Genomic DNA, 21,793 nt, shown 5'->3' on the forward strand with positions numbered 1-21,793 from the left:
TGTCTTCGGCGTTCCGTTAACGGTACTCGGCCGTGTTCCAGGCCACTCAGGCCGGGGCGGCCGCGTCGAGGCGGCGCAGCGCGTCGCGGGCGACCTTCGGGTCCATGGTCGGCCAGAACGGCGGCAGCGAGGCACGCAGGAATCCGCCGTAGCGGGCGGTGGCCAGCCGCGAATCCAGGATCGCCACGACTCCGCGATCGGTGACCGAACGGTGCAGCCGCCCGGTGCCCTGCGCGAGCAGCAGCGCGGCATGCGTGGCCGCGACGGTGAGGAATCCGTTGCCGCCCCTGGCTTCCACGGCCCGCTGCCGCGCCGACGAGACCGGATCGTCCGGGCGGGGGAACGGGATCCTGTCGACCACGACGAGCTGGAGCGACGGGCCGGGCACGTCGACGCCCTGCCACAACGACAGCGTGCCGAACAGGCAGGTGCGCGCGTCCTCGGAGAACTTCTGCACCAGCAGGCCGGTGGCGTCATCGCCCTGGCAGAGGATCGGCAGGTCGAGCCGCTCCCGCATCTCCTCGGTGGCCTGCTTCGCCGCGCGCATCGAGGAGAACAGGCCGAGCGTGCGCCCGCCCGCGGCCTCGATGAGCTCGGCCAGCTCGTCCATGGTCGAGGGCTGCAACCCGTCCCTGCCCGGCGGCGGCAGGTGTTTGGCCAGGTAGAGGATGCCGTTGCGTTTGTGGTCGAACGGCGAGCCGACGTCGAGGCCGGTCCACTTCGGGCCGTCGGCGTCGTCGCTGTCGGCGGGCGCGGCCTTGTCCGTCGCCGCGCCGGGTGCCTTCTCGACCCTGGCCCCGCCGGGCGGGAGACCCCACTGCCGGGCCATCGTGTCGAACGTGCCGCCCAAGGTCAGTGTCGCCGAGGTGAGGATGGTGGTGTGCTGGTTGAAGACGCGCTCCCGCAGCAGGCCGGCGACACCGAGCGGAGCGACCTTCAGCGCGGGCGGGCGCGGATTCGTGGAGAAGCGGTCCCCGGTCAGCCAGACGACGTCACGCTGATGCGCCTTGTCGTCGTCGAAGGCTTCGAGCAGCCGGACGGCGGTGTCGTGGACCTCTTCGAGCAGTGAACGCGCCAGTTTGCGGGCCGTGGCCTCGTCGACGTCCTCCTTGCGGTCCTTGCCGAGCGAGGTGAGGCAACGGTGCGCGGCGTCGCGGACCGCGGGGATCGCGCCGGTGAGGGCCTGGGGCAGCGAGTCCATGCGGCCCGAGGGCAGGTCGTCGAGGATGAGGGCCAGCCCGTCGCTCGCCTCCAGCAGCTGATCGGCCACCTCGTCGTCGACCAGTTTCCCGCAGCGCCGGGCGGCGGCGGAGACCATGCCGCTGGTCAGCTCGCCGGTCGCCACGGAGGTCACGCGGTCCACCAGGTCGTGCGCCTCGTCGATGATCACCAGATCGTGCTCGGGCAGCACCTGATAACCCTGCAGCGCGTCGATCGCCAGCAAGGCGTGGTTGGTGATCACGACGTCGGCCTTGCCCGCTTCGGCGCGGGACCGCTCGGCGAAGCAATCCGTGCCGATGGGACAGCGAGACGCGCCCAGGCATTCCTTGGCGGTGACGGACACCTGGCGCCATGCCTGGTCCGAGACGCCGGGGACCAGCTCGTCGCGATCACCGGTTTCGGTGTCGGACGACCATTCCCGCAGCCGGGTGACCTCCTTGCCGAGCCGGGAGACGGCGAACGGGTCGAACAGCTGCTGGTCTTCCGGCTCGTCCGGGGCGCCGGAATCGAGCCGGTGGAGACAGAGGTAGTTACGGCGGCCCTTGAGGATCGCGAAGGTGGGCTCGCGGCCGAGGGGCTTCTTGAGCGCCTTCGCCAACCGGGGGAGATCCCTATCGACGAGCTGGCGCTGTAGCGCGATGGTGGCCGTGGAAACCACGACCGTGGCCTCCTTCTCCACCGCGTGCCGGATCGCGGGGACGAGATAGGCCAACGACTTCCCGGTGCCCGTGCCTGCCTGGACGGCCAGATGCTCGCCGGTGCGGATGGCGCGGCCGACGGCGTCCGCCATCTTGACCTGGCCCTCGCGCTCGGCACCGCCCACGGACTCGACCGCGTGGGTCAGGAGTTCGAGGACACCGGGGAAATCAGCACGGGAGGGCACGGGACAAGACGATAGCCGGGGGCACCGTCAAGATCGTCCGCCCCGTGCGATGAAAGGTCCCTTCCTTGCGAAATTTGCGAGGAAGGGACCTTTCATTGCAGCTCGTGGAGCGGTGAAAGGACCGGTCACGACTCCTTGTTGAAGCGCGAGACCAGCGCCCAGGTGCCCGGAAGCAGCGCCGCCGCGACGGCGATCTTCAGCGCGTCCCCGATCAGGAACGGCACGACACCCTTGTCGAGCGCGGTCGACAGACCCATGCCGGTCGACGCCATCAGCCACGGCACACCGACCGAGTAGATGGCGAGGTTGCCGAGCACCATCGTCCCCGCCGTGCGCAGCGGCGTGCGGTCACCGCCGCGGCCGGCGAGCGCGCCCACCAGGGCGCCCGCGAGCACGAAGCCGACGATGTAGCCGGCGCTGGCGCCGAACAGACCCGAAGAACCGTTCTGGAACCAGCCGAACCCGGCCGCGCCGACGGCGAGGTACAGCGCCATCGACAGCGCGCCGCGCTTCCAGCCGAGCGCGGCGCCGACCAGCAGGGCGGCGAACGTCTGGCCGGTCATCGGCACCGGCGAGCCGGGGACCGGGATCAGGATCTGCGCGGCCACACCGGTCAGGGCGGCACCACCGGCGACCAGGACCGCGTCACGGACCAGTGCGCCGGGAACGAGGTCGGCGAGAACCGGGCGGGTGCCGGTCACGGACAGCGAAGACACTCAGACCTCCTATGAGTACACGAATGTGAACCGAGGTTAACGTCAGATGGCGGGACGCGGACCGAATGTCGGGCACCTCACGATCCACTCGACCGGGTGGCATGACCCTGCACGGGACAGGCGGTTGGTGAAGGCTGCCGGATATGAGGAAACCCGTTTCGAGGCTGTTGTCGGTGACGATGCTGACCGGGGCGCTGGTGACGGGGGGACCGGCGATCGCGTCGGCCGGACCCGCGCCCGCGACGGCGGCCGCGTCGGTCGGTTCGCTCGACGTGGAGATCGGCGACCAACACGTGGTCACCGGCGAGCTGGCGCCGTGCGACGTCGATGGCCCCTTGAACGCGAAGACCCAGGGCGGATCCACCGGCGACTTCGCCCGGTTCGGCGGCGGCGAGTCGCGCTGTGGCCGCAACGGCGCCGCGGCCATCGGCGAGGCGGCCGGGCGGCGTTTCGAGACGACCCTGCTCAAGCGGTTCGGTGGCCCGGTGATCAAGGTCCGCACGTTCCTGGCGAAATGCAGTACCACCGAGGACGGAAGCCTCGGCTACATCGAGTTCGGCGACGTCAGCGGGTTCACGCTGCCGGAGAACATCCCGCAGAACTACCGGCTGACGATCTCCGGCGGCAAGGGCGGGACGGCGCTGGCGTCGCTCACGGTCAACGAGACCGTCACGCCGACGCCGCCCGACGGCAGCCTCGTGACCCACATGCTGCACATCAAGCTGTTCCCGCAGGGCGGCGGACCGGCGAAGGGCGACATCTACCTCGGGACCGCGCGCTGCGACCCGTACGGCAAGAAGAAGCCCTGACACCCCGCATTTCGTCCTCTGAATGCGGTCCTTGCACACGCAACTACCGCATTCAGAGGACGAAATGCGTCAGGTGCGCGAGACGTACTTCGCGGCCGCGGCGACGAACTCACTCGCCCGGGTGGCGAGATCGGTCAGCGAGCCACTCGAGGTGAGCGCGTCGCCGATCAGCGGCGTGGCGGCCGCGACGGCGATCGAACCCGACTCGAGGTACTTCGCGACTTCGGCCAGGTGGACGCCGCCCGTCGGGACGAGCGGGATGTCCGGCATCGGCGCCCGGATCGCCCGCAGGTAGGCGATCCCGCCGACGGCCGCGATCGGGAACACCTTCACCGCCGCCGCGCCGAGACGCCACGCCTGGTCGATCTCGGTCGGGGTCAGCGCTCCGCAGATCACCGGCAGCCCGCGTTCGTGCGCGCGCTCCATGACCAGCGGGTTCACCGTGGACGTGACCAGGAACATCGCGCCCGCGTCCGCCGCTTTGTCCACATCGGACACTTCGCGCACGCTCCCGGCGCCGACGTACGCGTCGTCGCCGAGCTTCTTCCGGATGGTCGCGATGGCATCCGTGGCGCCCGGCGTGGTCAACGCCGCTTCGAGTACCCGCACGCCCGCCGCGTGCAGCACCGTCGCGGCGTCGGCGAACCGGCTCGCGTCCGCGGCCCGCAGGATCGCGACGAGCCGGTTTTCGATCAAGGTGTCCTGGAGGTCGTGCTGGATCATGCGGCGGGGACCGGCGCCTTCCCGGTGTAGGTCACGCCCGCCTCGTCGAAGTCCTTGAGCGCGGCGTCGACCGTCGGCTGCGAACCGCCGACCGTGAGGTCGAGCAGCACCCGCACGGTGAAGCCCGCCTTCGCCGCGTCGAGCGCCGTCGCGCGGACGCAGAAATCGGTCGCGATGCCGACGACGTCGACCTCGGTGACGTCGTGCTCCCTCAGCCACGCGTCGAGCGTCTTGCCGTCGCGCGCGTTGCCCTCGAAACCGGAGTACGCGGCGGTGTACTCGCCCTTGGAGAACACCTCGCTGATCGGGACCACGTCGAGCGCGGGGTGGAACGACGCGCCGGAGGTGCCCGCGACGCAGTGCCGCGGCCAGCTGTCCTTGAAGTCCGGCGTCTCGCTGAAGTGGTCGCCCGGGTCGATGTGGTAGTCGCGAGTGGCGACGACGTGCGCGTAGCCACCCTCCGCGGCCTGCTTGGAGATCGCTTCGGCGGCGGCGGCGCCACCGGGCAGGCCGAGCGACCCGCCCTCGCAGAAGTCGTTCTGCACATCGACCACGATCAAGGCGGTCCCCATGTGTTGCTCCTGAGTCTCTTTAGACGAATACGGTCGGGATGGCGGGCTCCCCGTGCGAGAGCTTGAGGCCTTCCCACGGAAGGCTCACCAGCGCCCGCCGAAGCCGCTGGCGCGCGTCGTCCAGCGTGGGCAAATCATCCACCGTCCGGCCGCCCCGGACCAGCGGAATCTGCAATTCGTGGTCGTTCGGTCCCCGTTCCGGGACCGGCGAGGCGGCCGTCCAGATCACCTCTTCGACGGCGGTGCCGGTCTCTCGGTGCCGTCGCAGCGCGGATTTCCGCCCGCCGCGGGATTCCTTGTGCGCGCTGCGCTTCGCGACCGGTTTGCCGTCGACCTCGACGAGCTTGTAGACCATCCCCGCGGTCGGCGCGCCGGAACCGGTGACGACCGAGGTCCCGACGCCGTACGCGTCGACGGGTTCCGCCCGCAGCGCCGCGATCGCGTGTTCGTCGAGGTCGCCCGACACCACGATGCGGGTGTCCTTGGCGCCGAGGGCGTCCAGCTGCTCGCGGGCCTTGCGCGCCAGCGGGCCCACGTCGCCGGAGTCGATGCGGATCGCGCCGAGCTCGGTGCCCGCCACCCGGACGGCCGTTTCGATGCCCTTGGTGATGTCGTAGGTGTCCACCAGGAGGGTGGTGTCGGCGCCCATCTTGTCCACCTGCGCGCGGAACGCCTGCTCCTCGCTGTCGTGCAGCAACATGAACGCGTGCGCGACGGTGCCCCGCGTCGGGATGCCGTAGCGGCGCCCGGCTTCGAGGTTGGAGGTCGTGGCGAACCCGGCCAGGTACGCGGCCCGCGCGGCGGCGACGGCGGCGTATTCGTGCGTGCGGCGGCCGCCCATCTCGATGATCGGCCTGCCGTGCGCGGCGCCCGACATCCGCGCCGCCGCGGACGCGATCGCGCTGTCGTGGTTGAGGATCGAGAGGATCAGCGTCTCCAGCACGACGGCCTCGCCGAAGGAACCGGTGACGGTCATGATCGGGGAGCCGGGGAAGTACAGCTCGCCCTCGGGATAACCGTGGACGTCCCCCGAGAAGGAGTAGTCCGCGAGCCACGAAAGTGTGGCGTCGTCCACCACGGCCGTCGCTTCCAGCTGGCTCAGCTCGGCGTCGGTGAACCGGAAGTCCGCGATCGCGTCGAGGACCCGGCCGGTGCCCGCGACGACGCCGTAGCGGCGGCCGTCGGGCAGACGACGTGCGAAGACCTCGAAGACGCAAGGCCGGTCCGCCGTCCCGTCGGACAGGGCGCTGGCCAGCATGGTCAGCTCGTAGTGGTCGGTGAGCAGCGCGGTGCTGGCGCCAGTGGCCGCCTCGGGGAAACCCATGGCACCAGCCTATTCACCCACATGGCCGGACCTGCCAGCCCGTACCGGATCGGGCCCGTGACACCATGGAGTGCATGTCCACGCCTGTCGCATCCGAGCAGACGCAGGTTGATCCACAGGGAGTAGAAGTCGTCTCTGAGGACAAACCCTGGCGGACGGTCGTCTGGAACGATCCGGTGAACCTCATGTCGTACGTGACGTACGTGTTCCAGAAGCTGTTCGGTTACAGCCGGGACCACGCGACGAAGCTGATGCTCGACGTGCACCAGAAGGGCAAGGCGATCGTGTCCTCCGGTTCCAAGGAGAAGGTGGAGACCGACGTCGCGAAACTCCACGCGGCCGGCCTCTGGGCGACTATGGAGCAGCCTTCATGAACGGATGGCGCCGCAAGGGCGAGACCATCGTCGCCGGGTTCGAGCAGCAGGAGGCCGCGGTGCTGCGCGGTCTGGTCAGCCAGCTGGAGGACATGCTCACCGCGCGCGCCGAGGAGGCGCCGCAGGACGAGCTCGCCGAGCTGACCGGGATCCGCACCGGCCCCACCGAATCGCCGGACGACCCGGTGCTTTCGCGGCTGCTGCCGGACTTCCACAAGCTCGACCCGGACAACCCGACCCGCGAGGACATCGACTCGGCCGCCGCGATGCGGTCGATCCACGAGCCCGAGCTGCTGGACAAGAAGGTCGGCGTCGCGAAGATCGTGCTGGACACCCTGCCGCGTGACGGCGGGAACGTGCGGCTGACCTTCGAGCAGGCCGACGCGTGGCTGGGTGCGCTCAACGACGTCCGGCTGGCGCTGGGCACCGCGCTCGACGTCACCGAGGACATGCCCGACGAACTGCCCGAGGACGATCCGCGCGCGCCGCATCTCGGCGTCTACCACTGGCTGACCTGGGTGCAGGAGACCCTCATCCAGTCGCTGACGTCATGATCACCGACGTCCCCGGCGTGCTGGTCGGGCACCACGAGCGGGTCGGCGACGGCTGGGCGACCGGGACGACGGTCGTGCTGGTGCCCGGTGGCGCCGTCGGGGCCGTCGACCAGCGCGGCGGCGCGCCCGGCACGCGCGAGACCAACCTGCTGGAGCCGGAGAACCTGGTCCAGCACGTGAACGCGATCTGCCTGTCCGGCGGGAGCGCGTACGGATTGGCCGCTGCGGACGGCGTCATGCGGTGGCTCGCCGAGCGGAACCAGGGCATCCCGGTGGGGACCCAGCCGCACGAAGTGGTGCCCATCGTTCCCGCCGCGGTGTTGTTCGACCTGCCGCGCGGTGACTGGGGCAACCGTCCGGACGCTTCCTTCGGCTACGCGGCGTGCCAAGCGGCCAAGGACGGCCCGGTGCCGTCGGGGACCGTCGGTGCGGGCGCCGGGGCGAAGGCGGGATCACTCAAAGGTGGGATCGGGACGGCCTCGGAGAAGGTCGGCGAGTTCACCGTCGGCGTCGTCGCCGCCGTGAACGCCGCCGGCGAGGCCGTCGATCTCTCGACCGGACGCGCCTACGCGGCGGATCACGAGGTCGACGGCGAGTTCGGCGTCCGCTGGCCCGACCGGCCCGGCGACGTCGAGGCGAAGGCCGCGGGGCTCAACACGACCATCGGCGTGGTCGCGGTCGACGCGGCACTGTCCAAGGCGGAGGCGCGACGGCTCGCGGTGGCCGCTCAGGACGGCCTCGCCAGGGCGGTGCGGCCCGCGCACACGATGTTCGACGGCGACACGGTGTTCGCGCTGGCGACCGGCGACCGGGAGCTTCCCGGGGGCGCGGGCCCCGTCGCGGCGGCGCGGCGCGCGCTGGTGCTGGACAAGCTGTGCTCGGCGGCCGCGCGGGTGTTCGGGCGGGCGATGGTGCACGGTGTGCTGTCCGCCACTTCGGCGGGGGACATGCGGGCGTACCGGGACGTGTGGCCCGAAGCGCTCACCTGACCACGCGTTTCGTCCTCTGAATGCGGTCCTTGCGTGGGCGACTACCGCATTCAGAGGACGAAACGCGGGGGTGAGTGGCGGCAATCTCAGAGTATGGACCGGCTCTGTCCAGCACCTAAGATGGGCGACGTGCTCCGGATCCGCCGTGAACTCGTCGACGAGATCGTCGCCCATGCCCGTCGTGACCATCCCGATGAGGCGTGCGGGGTGATCGCCGGTCCCGAAGGATCGGACAGCCCCGAGCGGTACATCCCGATGCTGAACGCGGCGCGCTCGCCCACGTTCTACGAATTCGACTCGGGTGATCTGCTGAAGCTCTACCGCGAGATGGACGCCAACGACGAGGTGCCGGTGGTCATCTACCACTCGCACACCGCGACCGACGCCTATCCGTCCCGCACCGATGTCTCGTACGCCTCGGAACCCGACGCGCACTACGTGCTCGTTTCCACCAAGGACCCCGATTCGCATCAGTTCCGGTCGTACCGGATCGTGGACGGGGAGATCACCGAGGAGCCCGTCGAGATCATCGGCTGAACCCGCCCCGTCCGGGAATAACCCGGACCGGCCCGAACGTCTGCGTTGCAGAGAACCCACCGGAGGTAGAAAACCATGGCCGTGACCGTGTCCATCCCGACCATCCTGCGTACGCACACCGGCGGCGAGAAGTCCGTCGAGGCGACCGGCAAGACCGTGCTCGAGGTGATCGACGACATCGAGTCCCGCCACGGCGGCCTCAAGGCCCGCCTGGTCAAGGAAGAGAAGCTGCACCGCTTCGTCAACGTCTACGTCAACGACGAGGACGTCCGCTTCTCCGGTGGTCTCGAGGCCGAGGTCAAGGACGGCGACACCCTGACCATCCTGCCCGCCGTGGCCGGTGGCTGATCGATGGCTCGCTTCGAGTCGCTGCTCGACGCGCTCGGCGGCACCCCGCTGGTCGGCCTTCCCCGGCTTTCGCCCACCCACGACGTGCGGTTGTGGGCGAAGCTGGAGGATCGTAACCCGACCGGTTCGATCAAGGATCGCCCCGCGCTGGCGATGATCGAGGCCGCCGAGCGTGAAGGCACGCTCCGGCGCGGCTCCACGATCCTGGAGCCGACGTCGGGCAACACCGGGATCGCGCTCGCCATGGCCGCGAAGCTCAAGGGCTACGGCCTGGTGTGCGTGATGCCGGAGAACACCTCGACCGAGCGCAAGCAGCTGCTGCAGGCGTACGGCGCGCGGATCGTCTTCTCCCCGGCCGCCGGCGGGTCCAACGAGGCGGTGCGCCGGGCGAAGGAGCTCGCCGAGGCGAACCCGGACTGGGTCATGCTGTACCAGTACGGCAACCCGGCCAACGCCGACGCGCACTATCGCGGCACCGGGCCCGAACTGCTCAAGGACCTGCCGACGCTGACGCATTTCGTCGGCGGCCTCGGTACCACCGGCACGCTGGTCGGCGTCGGGCGCTACCTGCACGAGGCGAAGCCGGACGTGCAGATCATCGCGGCCGAGCCGCGCTACGGCGAGCTGGTCTACGGCCTGCGGAACCTCGACGAGGGTTTCGTGCCGGAGCTCTATGACGCCAGCGTGCTCAACGGCCGGTACTCCGTCGGCGCGTACGACGCGCTTCGCCGGACACGTGAGCTGCTGGAGCACGAAGGCATCTTCGCGGGGATCTCGACCGGTGCCGTGCTGCACGCCGCGCTGGCCGTCGCCGAGAAGGCCGCCGCCGCGGGGAAGCCGGCCGACGTGGCCTTCGTGGTCGCCGACGCGGGGTGGAAGTACCTCTCGACGGGCGCGTATTCCGGCTCGCTCGACGAAGCGGCCCAAAGGCTCGACGGGCAGCTCTGGGCCTGACCCCCTCTGCGCGCGCTATGAAAGGTCCTTTCCTTGCAAAATTTGCAAGGAAAGGACCTTTCATAGCGTTCGGGAGCGGTCAACCGGATGTCATGAAAGGGTCGTTCAGGACGGAAAACGTCCTGAACGGCCCTTTCATGACATTTGGGGAGTGCCTCGAAACCCGAGGCGGTCCGGCGCTGGCACGATGGCGGGCATGAAGGTCATCGGGTTGCTGGGCGGGATGAGCTGGGAATCGTCCGCCGAGTACTACCGGCTGGTGAACGCGCGCGTCCGTGAGCTGCGCGGCGGGTACCACTCCGCGCGCACCGTGCTGTACTCCGTTGATTTCGCCGAGATCGAAGCGATACAGGCCGAGGGCCGCTGGGACGACGCCGGACGGGAACTGAACCGTGCCGCACGCGCCCTCGAAGCCGCCGGAGCGGATTTCGTCGTCCTCTGCACCAACACGATGCACAAGGTCGCCGACCGGCTCACCGACGGTCTGGACGTCCCGCTCCTGCATCTCGCCGACACGACGGCCGTCGCGATCAAGGCCGCAGGCATCAAGCGTGTCGGGCTCCTGGGCACCGGTTTCACCATGGCCCAGCCGTTCTACCGCGAACGCCTCGCCGCGCACGACCTCGACGTGCTCGTGCCGGACGAGGACGACCGCGAGACGGTGCACCGGGTCATCTACGACGAACTCGTCCACGGCGTGGTCACCGAGGAGTCCCGTGAGCGGTACCGCGAGGTCATCGCGAGGCTCGTCGAGGCGGGCGCGGAAGGCGTGATCTACGGCTGCACCGAGATCGAACTGCTCGTCGGCCCGGAAGACAGCACGGTGCCCACCTTCCCCACGACGAGGCTGCACGCCGAAGCGGCCGTGGACTACGCGCTGGGCAAGGCCTCACTCCCTCCCGCGGTGTGACGTTCGTGCTGGGCGACGGCCTGCCGCCACAGCCTGTCCTGTTCTTCACCGGTGAATCCGCCGCGAGGCACGCCGAAGACGTCCTCGATGGCCGTCCACCACTCGGCCGGTGAGTCCAGCACGGTCTTGCCGCCCGGCAGACCGGTCAAGGTCAGCGCGCGCAGCGAGTCCACGCCGTCGGCGTCGCGCCGCTGCAGCACCAGCGTGCGGACGAATCCGGAATCCTCCGCCGTCGACAGCTCGACGTGCTTCTCGGCGAAGTCGGCCATCGCGGCCGTCTCCGGGGCGAAATCCATCCCGACGAAACTGCCCTGCGGGTCGTGGTCGAGCCGCCAGCCGCCCGGCGTGACCTCCGAGGGCCGGATCCGGAACACCAGCGGGCCTTGTTTGTACTCGCCCTCACGCAGCGGGAGCGGCTCGTGGATGCCGTCTCCGAGCCCGACGTCGACCAGCCAGCCGACTTCGGGCGTTTCCGGCAGCCCGGTCACCTTCAGGGCCAGGTGGTTGAGGTGGATGCCTGCCTCCCCGCCCGGCATCTGCGCTCCGCTCGGATGCCGGGTGACCTGGTAACCGAGCGTCCCCAGCAGGGCCGAGAACGCGCCGTTGAGGTGATAGCAGTAGCCGCCGCGGCCGGCGGCGATCCGGCCGAACGACACCGCCGGGTCCAGCGAGGTCACCCGGCCGAGCTGGACTTCCAGATCTTCGTACGGCACGCGCTCCACATGGGCCGCGTGCAGGCGGAAAAGGGCGTCGAGACTCGGCGGCTCGTGCTCGAGGCCGAGTCGCGCGAGGTAGGCGGGCACGTCGACGTGCTCGGAAGAAGGGAACCCCATGTGATCGACCGTAGCGGGCACCACCGACAAATCAGGGTTCTCACGGAGGCGACCCCGCCGATCCGCGTCGTAGCCTGGGGTGGTGACCACATTGCCTCCCCAGCCGGTCCCGGCGAGCGAGTCGTCCGGTACGGATCCGGCCAAACGCGTCCTGCCGCCGAACCCGAGGGCCGCCGCGATCGTGGCGCTCGCCTTCACCGCGCTGCTCTACCTGGTGGAGCTGGTCGATGTCGTGCTGCCGGCCGACCTCGATCAAAGCGGGGGCATCGTCGCCCGTGAGGTCTCCGATCTCGACGGCGTGCTCTGGGCGCCGCTGCTGCACGCGGGCTGGGGGCACCTGTTCTCCAACACCGTCCCGGTGCTGGTGTTCGCCTTCCTCGCGATGTCCGCGGGGATCGGCCGATGGGTGCTGGTCACCGCGATCATCTGGGTGCTCTCCGGCCTCGGCGTCTGGCTGATCGCGCCGAGCGGCACGGTGACCGTCGGAGCGTCCGGCGTCGCGTTCGGCTGGCTCGCGTTCCTGCTGGTCAGGGGCATCTTCAACCGCGCCGTGGGGCAGATCCTGGTGGCCGTGGTGCTGCTGGGCATCTGGAGCGGGATGCTCTGGGGACTGCTTCCCGGTGACACGGGCATCTCCTGGCAGGGACACCTGTTCGGCGCGCTTTCCGGGGTGTTCGCGGCCTGGTTGATGGCGCGGGCCGACAGGTCCCAGGCCAGGAAAGCGGCGGGCCCCGGTAGCCTCGCCGTGTGACCAAGCCGAGCGCCGACGCCCCGATCGGCGTCTTCGATTCCGGAGTGGGCGGGCTCACCGTCGCCAGGGCGATCCTGGAGCAGCTGCCCGGTGAGCAGCTGCGCTACGTCGGCGACACCGCCCGCAACCCGTACGGTCCGCTTCCCATCGCGACGGCACGCCAGTACGCGCTGGAAGCGCTGGACGACATCGTCGAAGGCGGGGTGAAGGCACTGGTCATCGCCTGCAACACCGCCTCGGCCGCCTGCCTTCGCGACGCGAGGGAGCGCTACGACGTCCCTGTGATCGAGGTCGTCCTCCCGGCCGCGCGCCGGGCCGTGTCCGCCACGCGTTCCGGGCGGATCGGCGTGATCGGCACCGAGGGCACCGTCCGGTCCCGCGCCTACGACGACGCCTTCAACGCCGCGCAGGACGTCGAGATCACCAGCGTCGCGTGCCCGCGGTTCGTGGACTTCGTCGAACGCGGGATCACCACCGGGCGCCAAGTGCTCGGGCTCGCGCAGGGGTATCTGGAACCACTGCTGGACGCGCAGGTCGACACGCTGGTCATGGGCTGCACGCACTACCCGTTGCTCTCCGGGGTGCTGCAGATCGTCATGGGCCAGGACGTCACGCTGGTGTCCAGCGCCGAGGAGACCGCGCGTGACCTCGTGCGCGTCCTCACCGAGGCCGATCTCCTCGCCGAGCGCGACACCCCGCCGCGGCACGAGTTCGTCGCCACCGGATCCGCCGAGCCGTTCACCAGACTCGCTCAGCGGTTCATGGGCTTCGCTCCGGGTGTGCTGGCTCCCACCAGCGCCTAAAACGCCGATTCCGTGCTTAAGGTGTCACAGTGCGTCTCACGATCCTCGGCTGCTCAGGCAGCATCCCCGGGCCCGACGCCGCCGCGTCCGGCTATCTGCTCGAGGCGGACGGGTTCGTCCTGGGGCTCGAACTCGGCAACGGGACGCTCGCCAGGCTGCAGGCCCTGCGCGACCCGTTCGACCTGGACGCGCTGATCCTTTCGCATCTCCACCCCGATCATTGCGCCGACGTCAGCGCGCTCACCGTGCTGCGCCGCTACCACCCGGCGCTGCCGTATCCGGCGAGGCCGCGACGGCTCCCGGTGTACGGGCCCTCGGACGTGCACGAGCGGCTCGCCCACGCGTACGCCGCGAACGAGGACGAGCGGGCGACCACCGATCTTTCCGACGTCTTCGCCTTCGACGCGCTGCGGTCGGAGCCGATGGAGATCGGGCCGTTCACGGTCACCGCGGTCCCCGTCGACCACCCGACCCCGGCGTTCGGCCTGCGGTTCGCGTACGGCGGCAAGACCCTCGCGTACACCGGTGACACGGGTGTCTGCGACACCCTGACCGATCTCGCCTGCGGCGTCGACGTTCTGCTGTCCGAAGCGTCGTGGACCGACTCGCCCGACCGGCCCGCCGGGGTCCATCTGTCCGGCAAGGAAGCGGGCGAGCTGGGACGCAAGGCCGGGGTGGGGCGATTGCTGCTCACCCACGTCGCGCCCTGGACCGACCGGGACGCCGTCCTCGCCGAGGCGGCCGTCGCGTTCCCCACGGCCGAGCTGGTCGAGCAGGGCGCCGTCTACGACCTCTGACGCGGGGTTCTAGAGTGGCGGCCGTGGCGAGAAAAGACGGCAGGAACGACGACCAGCTTCGCGACATCAAGATCACCCGCGGCTTTCAGCGGTGGCCGGCGGGATCGGTGTTGATCGAATTCGGCGACACCCGGGTGCTGTGCGCGGCGAGCGTCACCGAAGGCGTCCCCCGCTGGCGGGCCGGTTCCGGCCTCGGCTGGGTCACCGCCGAGTACGCGATGCTGCCGTCGGCGACCAACACCCGCAGCGACCGCGAATCCATCAAGGGCCGCGTCGGCGGCCGCACGCACGAGATCTCCCGGCTGATCGGCCGGTCCCTGCGCGCCTGCATCGACCTGGCGGCGTTGGGGGAGAACACGATCGTCATCGACTGCGACGTCATCCAGGCCGACGGCGGCACCCGCACGGCCGCGGTGACCGGCGGCTACGTCGCGCTCGCCGACGCCGTCACCTGGCTCGGCGCGGCGGGCCGCCTCGCCGACCCGCAGCCGCTTTCGTCTTCGGTGGCCGCGGTGAGCGTGGGCGTCGTCGACGGCCGGGTGCGCCTCGACCTGCCCTACGAAGAGGATTCGCGCGCGGAGGTCGACATGAACGTCGTCGCCACCGATGCGGGCACCCTCATCGAGGTGCAGGGCACCGGCGAGGGCGCCACCTTCGCGCGGTCCACTTTGGACACCATGCTGGACGTGGCGCTGGCGGGCTGCGAGGAACTGACCCGTCTGCAGACTGAAGCGCTCGCGTTGCCGTACCCCGGCGAACTCCCCGAGCCGCGCCCCGACAAGAAGAAGGGCGCCAAGTGACCAAGCTGCTCCTCGCCACCCGCAACGCGAAGAAGCTCGGCGAGCTCCGGCGCATCCTGGTGGCGGAGGGGATCGAGGGCGTCGAGGTCATCGGCCTCGCCGACGTCCCCGAGTTCCCCGAAGCACCCGAAACCGCTCCGGACTTCGAAGGCAACGCGCTCGCGAAGGCCCAGGACGCGGCCGCCGCGACCGGTCTCCCGGCCATCGCCGACGATTCGGGTATCACCGTCGACGCGCTCAACGGTATGCCGGGCGTGCTCTCGGCGCGCTGGTCGGGCAAGCACGGCGACGACGAGGCGAACCTGGACCTCGTGCTGGCACAGCTGTCCGACACCCCCGACGAGCGGATGGGCGCGGCTTTCGTCTGCGCGGCCGCGCTGGTCGTCCCCGGCGGCGACAAAACCGTGGTGCGCGGGGAATGGCGAGGCTCGCTGATCCGGGAACGCCGCGGTGCCAACGGATTCGGCTACGACCCGATCTTCGTGCCCGAAGGGGAGACACGGACCTCGGCGGAGCTGGAACCGTCCGAAAAGGACGAAGCTTCGCACCGGGGGAAGGCGTTGCGGGCGTTGGTGGGAGAGCTGCGGAAGCTGGCCGGTTGAGTTGGTCGTGAGTGGCGTTTCGGGTTAGAACCCGAAACGCCACTCACGACGCTCACGCGAGCGAGAGGTCCCGCAGCAGCTTCGCGACGTGCCCGGTGGCCCGCACGTTGTACTGCGCCACCGCGATCTTGCCCTCGGGGTCGACGACGAACGTCGAGCGGATGACGCCCTCGTAGACCCTGCCGTAGTTCTTCTTCTCACCGAAGGCGCTGTACGCCTTCAAGACCGTCTTCTCCTCGTCGGACAGCAGCGGGAACGTCAGCCCTTCCGCCTCGACGAACTTCGCCAGCTTCGCGGGCTTGTCGGGCGAGATGCCGAGCACCTGGTAGCCGGCGTCGTTGAGCTGCGCGAGGCTGTCCCGGAAGTCGCAAGCCTGCTTCGTGCAGCCCGGCGTGCCGGCGTTCGGGTAGAAGTACACGACGACCGATTCGCCGCGGAAGTCGCTGAGCTTGACGTCGTTGCCCTCGCTGTCGGGGAGGGTGAAGTCGGGCGCTTTGTCGCCGGGGGAAAGTCGCTGCTCGGTCATGACGCACACGTTAGCGAAACCGGCGGCGTCAGACCTTTCCGCAGTACTTCGCGGCGACGGGCTCCGCCGGGCTCGGCCGCACCTGCAGGCGCAGCTTCACCGGCCTGTCCGGAACGGCGAACGCCAGGTTGAGGTGGACCGACCGGCCGGGCGCCACGTCCTTGCCGGCGTCCGCGACGCCGTTGTAGCCCTGCACCGGGTCGACGACCTGTTTGACCGTCGCGGTCTCCCCGTCGACCTCGCCGGTCACGGACAGCCCGGAGAGCCGGTACGTGCCGTCGCCCGCGTTCGTCACCTCGATGCCGAAGGCCACCGCGCGCGGGCTCTGCGGATACGCCGACGCGCTGGGGCGGAACGACTTCGGCGCGGAAACGGAGATCGTGACGCCGGTCGCGAACCGGTGCGGGGCGCCGAACGCCAGGTCGCCTTCCGCGTGCGTCGCGGCCAAACCCTGCGCGGGGGCGTCCGCGCCGAGCACGGCGGCACCTTTTTCCGGTGCCGGGACCCCGCACGCGGCCGCCAGCATCAGCGAGCAGGCGGCGATGAAGAGCTTCGGGGTGCGCGGGGGCGCCATGTGCGGTTACTCCAGTCGGAGGTGCGGGTGGGCCGTTCGAGGTAGGTATTAGTGCCGAAGAGTCCAGAGTGACGGTCTTCCGCAGCCGAGAGGAGCGGCACGGCCGGGTTGAGGCGCACCTGGTGTACAGCCGTGGCCGATCCGTGATCGGAAGGGTACGGCTAGTGACAGCCGTCACCTCGATGGCACATCCGCGACGGGTCAGACGGCGAAGGCGAAGAACAGGATGAAGATCGCCAGACCGGACACCCAGGCCACGATCAGCCAGCCGAAATCGCGCATCGGATCGACCGCCCGGCTCTCCTCGCCCGGGACGTAGACGCCGCGCTCTTCGAACCAGTCCGCCCACCGGGTCAGCCAGCGAAAGGGGCTTCGAGACGCCATGGTGGTCACAGTACGGGCATGGGTGAGCCGCGTCAGCCACGGAGGGGCCGCCCGAAAGGGCGAATCGGACGAACCAGTTATCGCCCACTAGGCCCTTTTGTCCAACTGGTTCACCCGTCAGGCTGTAACGATGGCGCTGGGAATAGATATCTACAGTCGCTTTCAATCCGTTACCAATTGGCAGGCCGTCAAGGATCACGGCGTGACGTTCGTGTTCGTCAAGCTCAGTGACGGCGGAGGCCTCCCGAACGGCGGCCGCAACACCGGCGACGCGTTGGTGGCAGGGGCGAGATCCGTGGGAATCCCGGTGGGGGGATATCACTACGCCCAGGCGAGTCCTTCGCCGGAGGCGCAGGCGGACGTGCTGATCGGGGAGGTCCGGCGACTCGGGGCGACCGGATGTGTCCCGATGCTCGACCTCGAGGACAACCCGCCGGGTTCGGGGACGCCGAACATCCCCGACTCGCGCAAGCGGGACTTCTCGATCAGATTCTGCAATCGCGTGGCCGGGCACGGCTTCCGGCCGGGCATCTACATGAACAACTCGCTCGCCAAGATGCTGCGCCCGGACCAGTTCGGCGTACCGGACCTCGTCATCTGGATCGCGCGCTACGGAGCCAAACCCGATCCGGCCGCGGGCCGGTACGACATCCACCAGTATTCGGACGCGGGCCAGATCTCGGGCATCCGCGCGAGCGGTGTCGATCTCAACGAGTCCTACACGAACGCCCACTTGACCGGCGGCGGCGCCGCCCCGAAACGGAAGGCGACGACAGAACTCATGGAACGCAGGACCATTCCGGCCAGTCCCTCGACCACCTCCGTGCGGCTGTTCCTCTCCGGCAGCGAGACGGCCGCGATCATCGTCCGCCCGCGTGTCGACGGGGACGGCGTCACCGACGCGCCCGTGTGGCAGGGCAACATCTACGCCTGGGGCAGCGACAAGGTCGGCGTCGGGGGCAATCCCTTGCAGACGCCCGGATTCAACCCGAAGACGGTTTCGCACCGGCGGTACCACCTGCCGGGCGCGGTGTGGGCCGACTTCGAATACAGCTCGAACATGGAGTTCGAGATCGACATCGTCGGCTGAGGCCGGAGTACGAGACTGTGCGCCCGATGTGGCATTGGGGACGTCGGGTGTCCCCAATGCCACATCGGGCGCGCGGTGTAGTGATGATCCCTCACCGGGCCGCGTCCCGGATGGCGTCCACGATGAACTGATATCCCGTGCACCGGCACAGATTCCCCGAGATCGCCTGCCGGATCTCGGCGTCCGTCGGGTCCGGGTTCTCCTTCAGCAACTCGGTCGCCGTCGCCAGCATCCCCGGCGTGCAGAAGCCGCACTGCAGCCCGTGGTGCTTCCGGAACGACTCCTGCAGCGGATGCAGTTCGCCGTCCGACGCCAGCCCCTCGACCGTGACGATCTCCGATCCTTCCACCTGCACCGCCAGCAGGCAGCACGCACGCGCGCTCGCTCCGTCGAGGGTGATCGTGCACGAGCCGCAGACGCCGTGTTCGCAGCCGACGTGCACCCCGGTGAAACCCAGGTCGTGGCGCAGGAAATCGGCCAGCGTCCGCCGTGGTTCGCAGTCCGCGCGGTAGGTCCTGCCGTTCACCGTCAGGGTGACCGTGATCATGCGCCCTCCTTGGCTCGCGCCAGCGCCCGACGGGTGAGCACCGCGGCCATCTCGCGCCGGTAATCGGCCGGTGCGTGGAGGTCGCCGGGCGGATCGGTCGCCGCGGCGGTGAGATCCGCGGCGCGGGCGATCGCGTCGTCGGTCACCGGCCCGCCGATGAGCGACTCTTCGGCGGCGGTGGCCCGAACCGGCGTCGGACCCGCGCCCGCGACGGCGATCCGCGCGGATTCGCAGATTTCGCCTGCCATCGTCACGATCGCGAAGATGGCGACCAGCGCGAGATCGCGACTCCGCCTGCTCAGTTCTTCGACGGCCCAGCCGCCTCGATGCGACGGCACCGAAATCCGCGTCAGCAATTCGCCCCGGCCCAACGCCGTCCGATGCGGGCCGAGGAAGAAATCCCGTGCCGCGACGGTCCGTTCCCCGGAGGAGCCGCGGACGGTGAAATCGGCGTCGAGCGCGACCATCACCGCGGGCAGTTCCGCGGCCGGATCGGCGTGCGCGAGACTGCCGCCGATCGTGCCCCGGTTCCGGATGGCCACGTGCCCCACGTGGCCGAGCGCGTCGGCGAGCAGCGGGACTTCGGCCCGGACGACGGCCGACGTCTCGACCGCGCGGTGCCGGGTGAGCGCGCCGATCTCCAGCCGTCCGTTCTCCTTGCGCAGGAAGGAAAGTTCGTCGAGCCGGTTGATGTCGACCACCAGCGACGGGCGCGCTTGGCGCAGGTTCAGCAACGGCACGAGACTCTGCCCGCCCGCCAGCACCCGCGCGTCCGGGGTGCCCAGCGCTTCGATGGCCTCGTCGAGCGACGAAGCCCGCAAGTACTCGAACGGCGCGGCCTTCACCGGCCCGCTCCCCGCTTCAGCGCGGCCAGCAGCCGCGGCGGCGTGATCGGCAGCGAGGTGATGTCCACGTCGTGTCCGCGCAGCGCGTCCTCGACGGCGTGCGCGATCGCCGCGCCGCCGCCGATCACACCCGCTTCCCCCATCCCCTTGAACCCACCGGGAACGTGCTCGGCGGGAGTCGACATATGCGACACGGAGAACGGCGGGATCTCGGTCGCGGTCGGCAACAGATACCCGGTGAACGAAGTGGTCTCCATCCGCCCGTCGGCGCCGTAGACCAGTTCCTCGTACAGCGCCCCGCCGATCGCCTGCGCCGCGCCGCCGTGCAGTTGCCCGTCCACGATCGTCGGGTTGATGACGGTGCCGCAGTCGTGCGCGATCAGGTAGTCCAGCAGCGTCACGACGCCGGTCTCCTTGTCGACTTCGGCGAGGACGGCGGTGCAGCCGAACGAGGTCGCGACGTTGACCGGGTCGTAGACCTCACGTTCCTCCAGCGTCGGCGTCTCGTCCTCGGGCCAGACGCCGTTCAGCCGCCGGTACGCCGCGTCACCGATCGCGGCGAGGGTGACCTGCCTGCCGGGTACGCCCTTCACCGCGACGACACCGTCCTGAATGGACAGATCGTCGGGGGATGCCTCCAGGATGTGCCCGGCCACCCGCAGGATCTTCGCCCGCAGCCGGGTCGACGCGTTCAGTACGGCCGCGCCGCCGACGGCCGCCCCTCGGCTCGCCGCCGTGCCGTAGCCGGTGTACGGACAGCTCTGGGTGTCCCCGGAGAGCACGGTGACGTGGTCGAGCGGGACGCCGAGGGTGTGCGCGGCCACCTGCGCCAGCGTCGTGTGGATGCCCTGCCCGATCGCGGACAGTCCGGTGTGGACGGTCACGTGGCCGGTCGAGTCGACCCGCACGACCTCCTCGTCGAAACCGGAATGTCCCAATCCGGCGAGGTTGATGATCCGGCTCGGCCCGAACCCGGTCAGTTCGTTGTGGAACGCGTACCCGATGCCGACGCCGTCTCCGCGACGTTCCGCCCACCCCGCGTCCTCGACGGCCTTCAGGCAAAGATCCAGGCAGTCCTCGTAGCGGCCGCTGTCGTAGACGAACACCGGGCCCTGATACGGAAACGCCTCCGGTGGGATGAAGTTCTTGCGCCGCACCGCGTGCGCGTCCATGCCGAGCCGTTTCGCCAGCTGCTCCACCAGATGTTCGTGCACGAAGTTCGCCTTCGGCAGCCCGTAACCGCGGAACGAGCCGTACGGGGACCGGTTCGTCATCACGGCGACGAGGGTGAGTTCCGCGTTCGGGATGGCGTACGGCCCGGTCAGCAGGGCGGTCGTCGTCCAGCACGGGCTGGCGCCGACGGTCCCGAGCACGCCGCCGAGGACGCCGTACACGGTGGCGCGCAGGCCGGTGATCGTGCCGTCGTCCTTGGCCGCGAGTTCGACGTCGATCTTCTGCTCGCGCGAGTGCGCGTTCGCGACGAAGCTCTCCGCGCGGTCCTCGATGAGCTTGACCGGTTTGCCGGTGCGCCGCGAGAGGATCGCCGCGACGACTTCCTCGGCGTAGAAGTCGAACTTGTTCCCGAAGCCGCCGCCGACGTCGGGCGTGCGCACGCGGATCCGGTCCATCGAGAGTCCGAAGACCTCGCCGAACAGTTCACGCGCGAGGTTGGGCGCCTGCGTGGCGAGCCAGACGTCGAGCCGGCCGGTGAACGGGTCCCAGGTCGCCACCACGCCGCGCGTTTCGATCGGCGTGCCCATCTGGCGGGCGAAGCGGAACGACTCGGTGAGCACAACGTCGGCTTCGGCGAACGCGGTGCTCACATCGCCCATCGGGATGGTTCCGGTGCCGACGATGTTGTCGGGCCAGTCCTCGTAGAGCTTCGGCGCGTCGTCCGCCAACGCCTCTTCGAGCGTGCCGGCGGCGGGGAGTTCCTCGTACTCGACTTCGATCAGTTCCAGCGCGTCTTCGGCGGTCGCCCGGTCCTTCGCCGCGACGGCCGCGACGCCTTGGCCGTGGTAGCGCACCTTGCCGATGGCCAGGGCGTGGGTCTCGGGCGTCCGCATGTCCGGCAGATTCGACCAGATCACCGGTTGGGGTGTCTTCGTGATCGCCCGGACGTCCTCGCCGGTGATGACGGCGTGCACGCCGGGATGGGCTTCCGCCGCCGCGGTGTCGACGCGCAGGATCCGCGCGTGCGGCAGGGGACTGCGGAGGACGGCGGCCTCCAGCATCCCCGGCAGCCGTACGTCGTCGATGTACTGCGCCCGTCCGGTCAGCAGGCGGACGTCCTCCTGCCGGGTCACGCTCGCGCCGATCAGCCCCAT

Annotated in this window: 26 protein-coding genes; 14 read left to right on the forward strand and 12 right to left on the reverse strand. The window is 69.8% G+C overall.

Annotated elements, in window-relative coordinates:
* Positions 1-46: 46 nt before the first annotated feature.
* Both ED92_RS21805 and ED92_RS21810 read right to left on the reverse strand, forming a co-directional pair.
* Positions 47-2,104 carry an ATP-dependent DNA helicase gene (locus ED92_RS21805; protein WP_016336795.1) on the reverse strand — a complete coding sequence of 686 codons (2,058 nt, stop codon included), beginning with the start codon at positions 2,102-2,104 and terminating at the stop codon, positions 47-49.
* A gap of 125 nt (positions 2,105-2,229) precedes the next feature.
* Positions 2,230-2,820 carry a biotin transporter BioY gene (locus ED92_RS21810; protein WP_037341505.1) on the reverse strand — a complete coding sequence of 197 codons (591 nt, stop codon included), beginning with the start codon at positions 2,818-2,820 and terminating at the stop codon, positions 2,230-2,232.
* A 143-nt stretch (positions 2,821-2,963) separates the two neighbouring features.
* Between ED92_RS21810 and ED92_RS21815 the strand changes: the two genes are divergently transcribed.
* On the forward strand, positions 2,964-3,629 hold the full coding sequence (locus ED92_RS21815) for a hypothetical protein (protein WP_037341511.1): 666 nt from the start codon (positions 2,964-2,966) through the stop codon (positions 3,627-3,629).
* 69 nt (positions 3,630-3,698) lie between these two features.
* Here the strand turns inward: ED92_RS21815 and ED92_RS21820 are convergent, their stop codons facing one another.
* Genes ED92_RS21820 through ED92_RS21830 form a run of 3 tightly spaced genes read right to left on the reverse strand, consistent with a single transcriptional unit; the run spans position 3,699 to position 6,248 of the window.
* Positions 3,699-4,352: a bifunctional 4-hydroxy-2-oxoglutarate aldolase/2-dehydro-3-deoxy-phosphogluconate aldolase gene (locus tag ED92_RS21820; RefSeq protein ID WP_037341515.1), complete on the reverse strand. Its 654-nt coding sequence runs from the start codon at positions 4,350-4,352 to the stop codon at positions 3,699-3,701.
* Positions 4,349-4,924 (reverse strand): nicotinamidase, encoded by a 576-nt coding sequence (locus ED92_RS21825; protein WP_037341516.1) that lies wholly within the window; start codon positions 4,922-4,924, stop codon positions 4,349-4,351. The genes ED92_RS21820 and ED92_RS21825 overlap by 4 nt, the downstream gene beginning before the upstream one ends.
* A 19-nt stretch (positions 4,925-4,943) precedes the next feature.
* Entirely contained in the window at positions 4,944-6,248 is a 1,305-nt protein-coding gene (locus ED92_RS21830) for a nicotinate phosphoribosyltransferase (RefSeq protein WP_037341518.1), read from the reverse strand.
* Between the two features lie 74 nt (positions 6,249-6,322).
* On the opposite strand from ED92_RS21830, the gene clpS reads away from it, so the two are divergent.
* The 7 genes from clpS to ED92_RS21865 all read left to right on the forward strand — a co-directional run bounded on the left by clpS (position 6,323) and on the right by ED92_RS21865 (position 10,914).
* Positions 6,323-6,622 (forward strand): ATP-dependent Clp protease adapter ClpS, encoded by a 300-nt coding sequence (clpS, locus tag ED92_RS21835; protein WP_005165655.1) that lies wholly within the window; start codon positions 6,323-6,325, stop codon positions 6,620-6,622.
* Complete coding sequence (locus ED92_RS21840) at positions 6,619-7,176, forward strand: DUF2017 domain-containing protein (RefSeq protein ID WP_007028265.1); 558 nt, start codon at positions 6,619-6,621, stop codon at positions 7,174-7,176. The genes clpS and ED92_RS21840 overlap by 4 nt, the downstream gene beginning before the upstream one ends.
* On the forward strand, positions 7,173-8,165 hold the full coding sequence (locus ED92_RS21845) for a P1 family peptidase (RefSeq protein ID WP_037341520.1): 993 nt from the start codon (positions 7,173-7,175) through the stop codon (positions 8,163-8,165). The genes ED92_RS21840 and ED92_RS21845 overlap by 4 nt, the downstream gene beginning before the upstream one ends.
* A gap of 120 nt (positions 8,166-8,285) precedes the next feature.
* Positions 8,286-8,702 (forward strand): Mov34/MPN/PAD-1 family protein, encoded by a 417-nt coding sequence (locus ED92_RS21850; RefSeq protein WP_016336788.1) that lies wholly within the window; start codon positions 8,286-8,288, stop codon positions 8,700-8,702.
* Between the two features lie 75 nt (positions 8,703-8,777).
* Positions 8,778-9,050 (forward strand): MoaD/ThiS family protein, encoded by a 273-nt coding sequence (locus tag ED92_RS21855; RefSeq protein ID WP_005165659.1) that lies wholly within the window; start codon positions 8,778-8,780, stop codon positions 9,048-9,050.
* Between the two features lie 3 nt (positions 9,051-9,053).
* Positions 9,054-10,004 carry a PLP-dependent cysteine synthase family protein gene (locus tag ED92_RS21860; RefSeq protein ID WP_037341526.1) on the forward strand — a complete coding sequence of 317 codons (951 nt, stop codon included), beginning with the start codon at positions 9,054-9,056 and terminating at the stop codon, positions 10,002-10,004.
* Between the two features lie 196 nt (positions 10,005-10,200).
* A complete protein-coding gene (locus ED92_RS21865; RefSeq protein ID WP_037341528.1) occupies positions 10,201-10,914 on the forward strand; it encodes an aspartate/glutamate racemase family protein in 714 nt (237 codons plus the stop codon).
* Here the strand turns inward: ED92_RS21865 and ED92_RS21870 are convergent.
* Positions 10,875-11,747 carry an arylamine N-acetyltransferase gene (locus ED92_RS21870; RefSeq protein ID WP_037341530.1) on the reverse strand — a complete coding sequence of 291 codons (873 nt, stop codon included), beginning with the start codon at positions 11,745-11,747 and terminating at the stop codon, positions 10,875-10,877. The genes ED92_RS21865 and ED92_RS21870 overlap by 40 nt on opposite strands.
* Positions 11,748-11,829: 82 nt before the next feature.
* Here ED92_RS21870 and ED92_RS21875 point away from each other — a divergent pair, with 82 nt between their 5' ends.
* From ED92_RS21875 to rdgB, 5 genes are read left to right on the forward strand one after another with little or no spacing between them, the layout of a single operon-like run.
* Positions 11,830-12,498 carry a rhomboid family intramembrane serine protease gene (locus ED92_RS21875; RefSeq protein WP_037342520.1) on the forward strand — a complete coding sequence of 223 codons (669 nt, stop codon included), beginning with the start codon at positions 11,830-11,832 and terminating at the stop codon, positions 12,496-12,498.
* Positions 12,495-13,301: a glutamate racemase gene (gene murI / locus ED92_RS21880; RefSeq protein ID WP_007028257.1), complete on the forward strand. Its 807-nt coding sequence runs from the start codon at positions 12,495-12,497 to the stop codon at positions 13,299-13,301. The genes ED92_RS21875 and murI overlap by 4 nt, the downstream gene beginning before the upstream one ends.
* Positions 13,302-13,330: 29 nt before the next feature.
* Positions 13,331-14,098 carry an MBL fold metallo-hydrolase gene (locus ED92_RS21885; protein WP_037341531.1) on the forward strand — a complete coding sequence of 256 codons (768 nt, stop codon included), beginning with the start codon at positions 13,331-13,333 and terminating at the stop codon, positions 14,096-14,098.
* A gap of 23 nt (positions 14,099-14,121) precedes the next feature.
* Positions 14,122-14,898, forward strand: a complete 777-nt coding sequence (gene rph / locus ED92_RS21890) for a ribonuclease PH (RefSeq protein ID WP_037342521.1) — start codon at positions 14,122-14,124, stop codon at positions 14,896-14,898.
* The gene (rdgB, locus tag ED92_RS21895) at positions 14,895-15,500 is read left to right on the forward strand and encodes an RdgB/HAM1 family non-canonical purine NTP pyrophosphatase (RefSeq protein ID WP_037341532.1); all 606 of its coding nucleotides are present in this window, start codon (positions 14,895-14,897) and stop codon (positions 15,498-15,500) included. Before rph ends, rdgB begins: the two co-directional genes overlap by 4 nt.
* 52 nt (positions 15,501-15,552) lie before the next feature.
* Here the strand turns inward: rdgB and bcp are convergent, their stop codons facing one another.
* From bcp to ED92_RS21910, 3 genes are all read right to left on the reverse strand, one after another.
* Positions 15,553-16,026 (reverse strand): thioredoxin-dependent thiol peroxidase, encoded by a 474-nt coding sequence (bcp, locus tag ED92_RS21900; RefSeq protein ID WP_037341533.1) that lies wholly within the window; start codon positions 16,024-16,026, stop codon positions 15,553-15,555.
* 28 nt (positions 16,027-16,054) lie between these two features.
* A complete protein-coding gene (locus ED92_RS21905) occupies positions 16,055-16,600 on the reverse strand; it encodes a hypothetical protein (protein ID WP_037341534.1) in 546 nt (181 codons plus the stop codon).
* A gap of 201 nt (positions 16,601-16,801) precedes the next feature.
* Positions 16,802-16,984 carry a hypothetical protein gene (locus tag ED92_RS21910; RefSeq protein ID WP_007028251.1) on the reverse strand — a complete coding sequence of 61 codons (183 nt, stop codon included), beginning with the start codon at positions 16,982-16,984 and terminating at the stop codon, positions 16,802-16,804.
* Between the two features lie 130 nt (positions 16,985-17,114).
* Between ED92_RS21910 and ED92_RS21915 the strand changes: the two genes are divergently transcribed.
* Positions 17,115-18,074, forward strand: coding sequence for a glycoside hydrolase family 25 protein (locus tag ED92_RS21915; RefSeq protein WP_255355369.1), 960 nt, complete (start codon positions 17,115-17,117; stop codon positions 18,072-18,074).
* A 91-nt stretch (positions 18,075-18,165) separates the two neighbouring features.
* Here ED92_RS21915 and ED92_RS21920 read toward each other — a convergent pair whose 3' ends face one another.
* The 3 genes from ED92_RS21920 to ED92_RS21930 are packed head-to-tail and all read right to left on the reverse strand — an operon-like array spanning position 18,166 to position 21,793.
* The gene (locus ED92_RS21920; RefSeq protein WP_037341537.1) at positions 18,166-18,621 is read right to left on the reverse strand and encodes a (2Fe-2S)-binding protein; all 456 of its coding nucleotides are present in this window, start codon (positions 18,619-18,621) and stop codon (positions 18,166-18,168) included.
* A complete protein-coding gene (locus tag ED92_RS21925; protein WP_037341538.1) occupies positions 18,618-19,466 on the reverse strand; it encodes a xanthine dehydrogenase family protein subunit M in 849 nt (282 codons plus the stop codon). The genes ED92_RS21920 and ED92_RS21925 overlap by 4 nt, the downstream gene beginning before the upstream one ends.
* Positions 19,463-21,793 carry a xanthine dehydrogenase family protein molybdopterin-binding subunit gene (locus ED92_RS21930; protein WP_037341540.1) on the reverse strand — a complete coding sequence of 777 codons (2,331 nt, stop codon included), beginning with the start codon at positions 21,791-21,793 and terminating at the stop codon, positions 19,463-19,465. Before ED92_RS21930 ends, ED92_RS21925 begins: the two co-directional genes overlap by 4 nt.

The organism is Amycolatopsis sp. MJM2582 (genome assembly GCF_000754115.1).
Classification (GTDB): domain Bacteria; phylum Actinomycetota; class Actinomycetes; order Mycobacteriales; family Pseudonocardiaceae; genus Amycolatopsis; species Amycolatopsis japonica.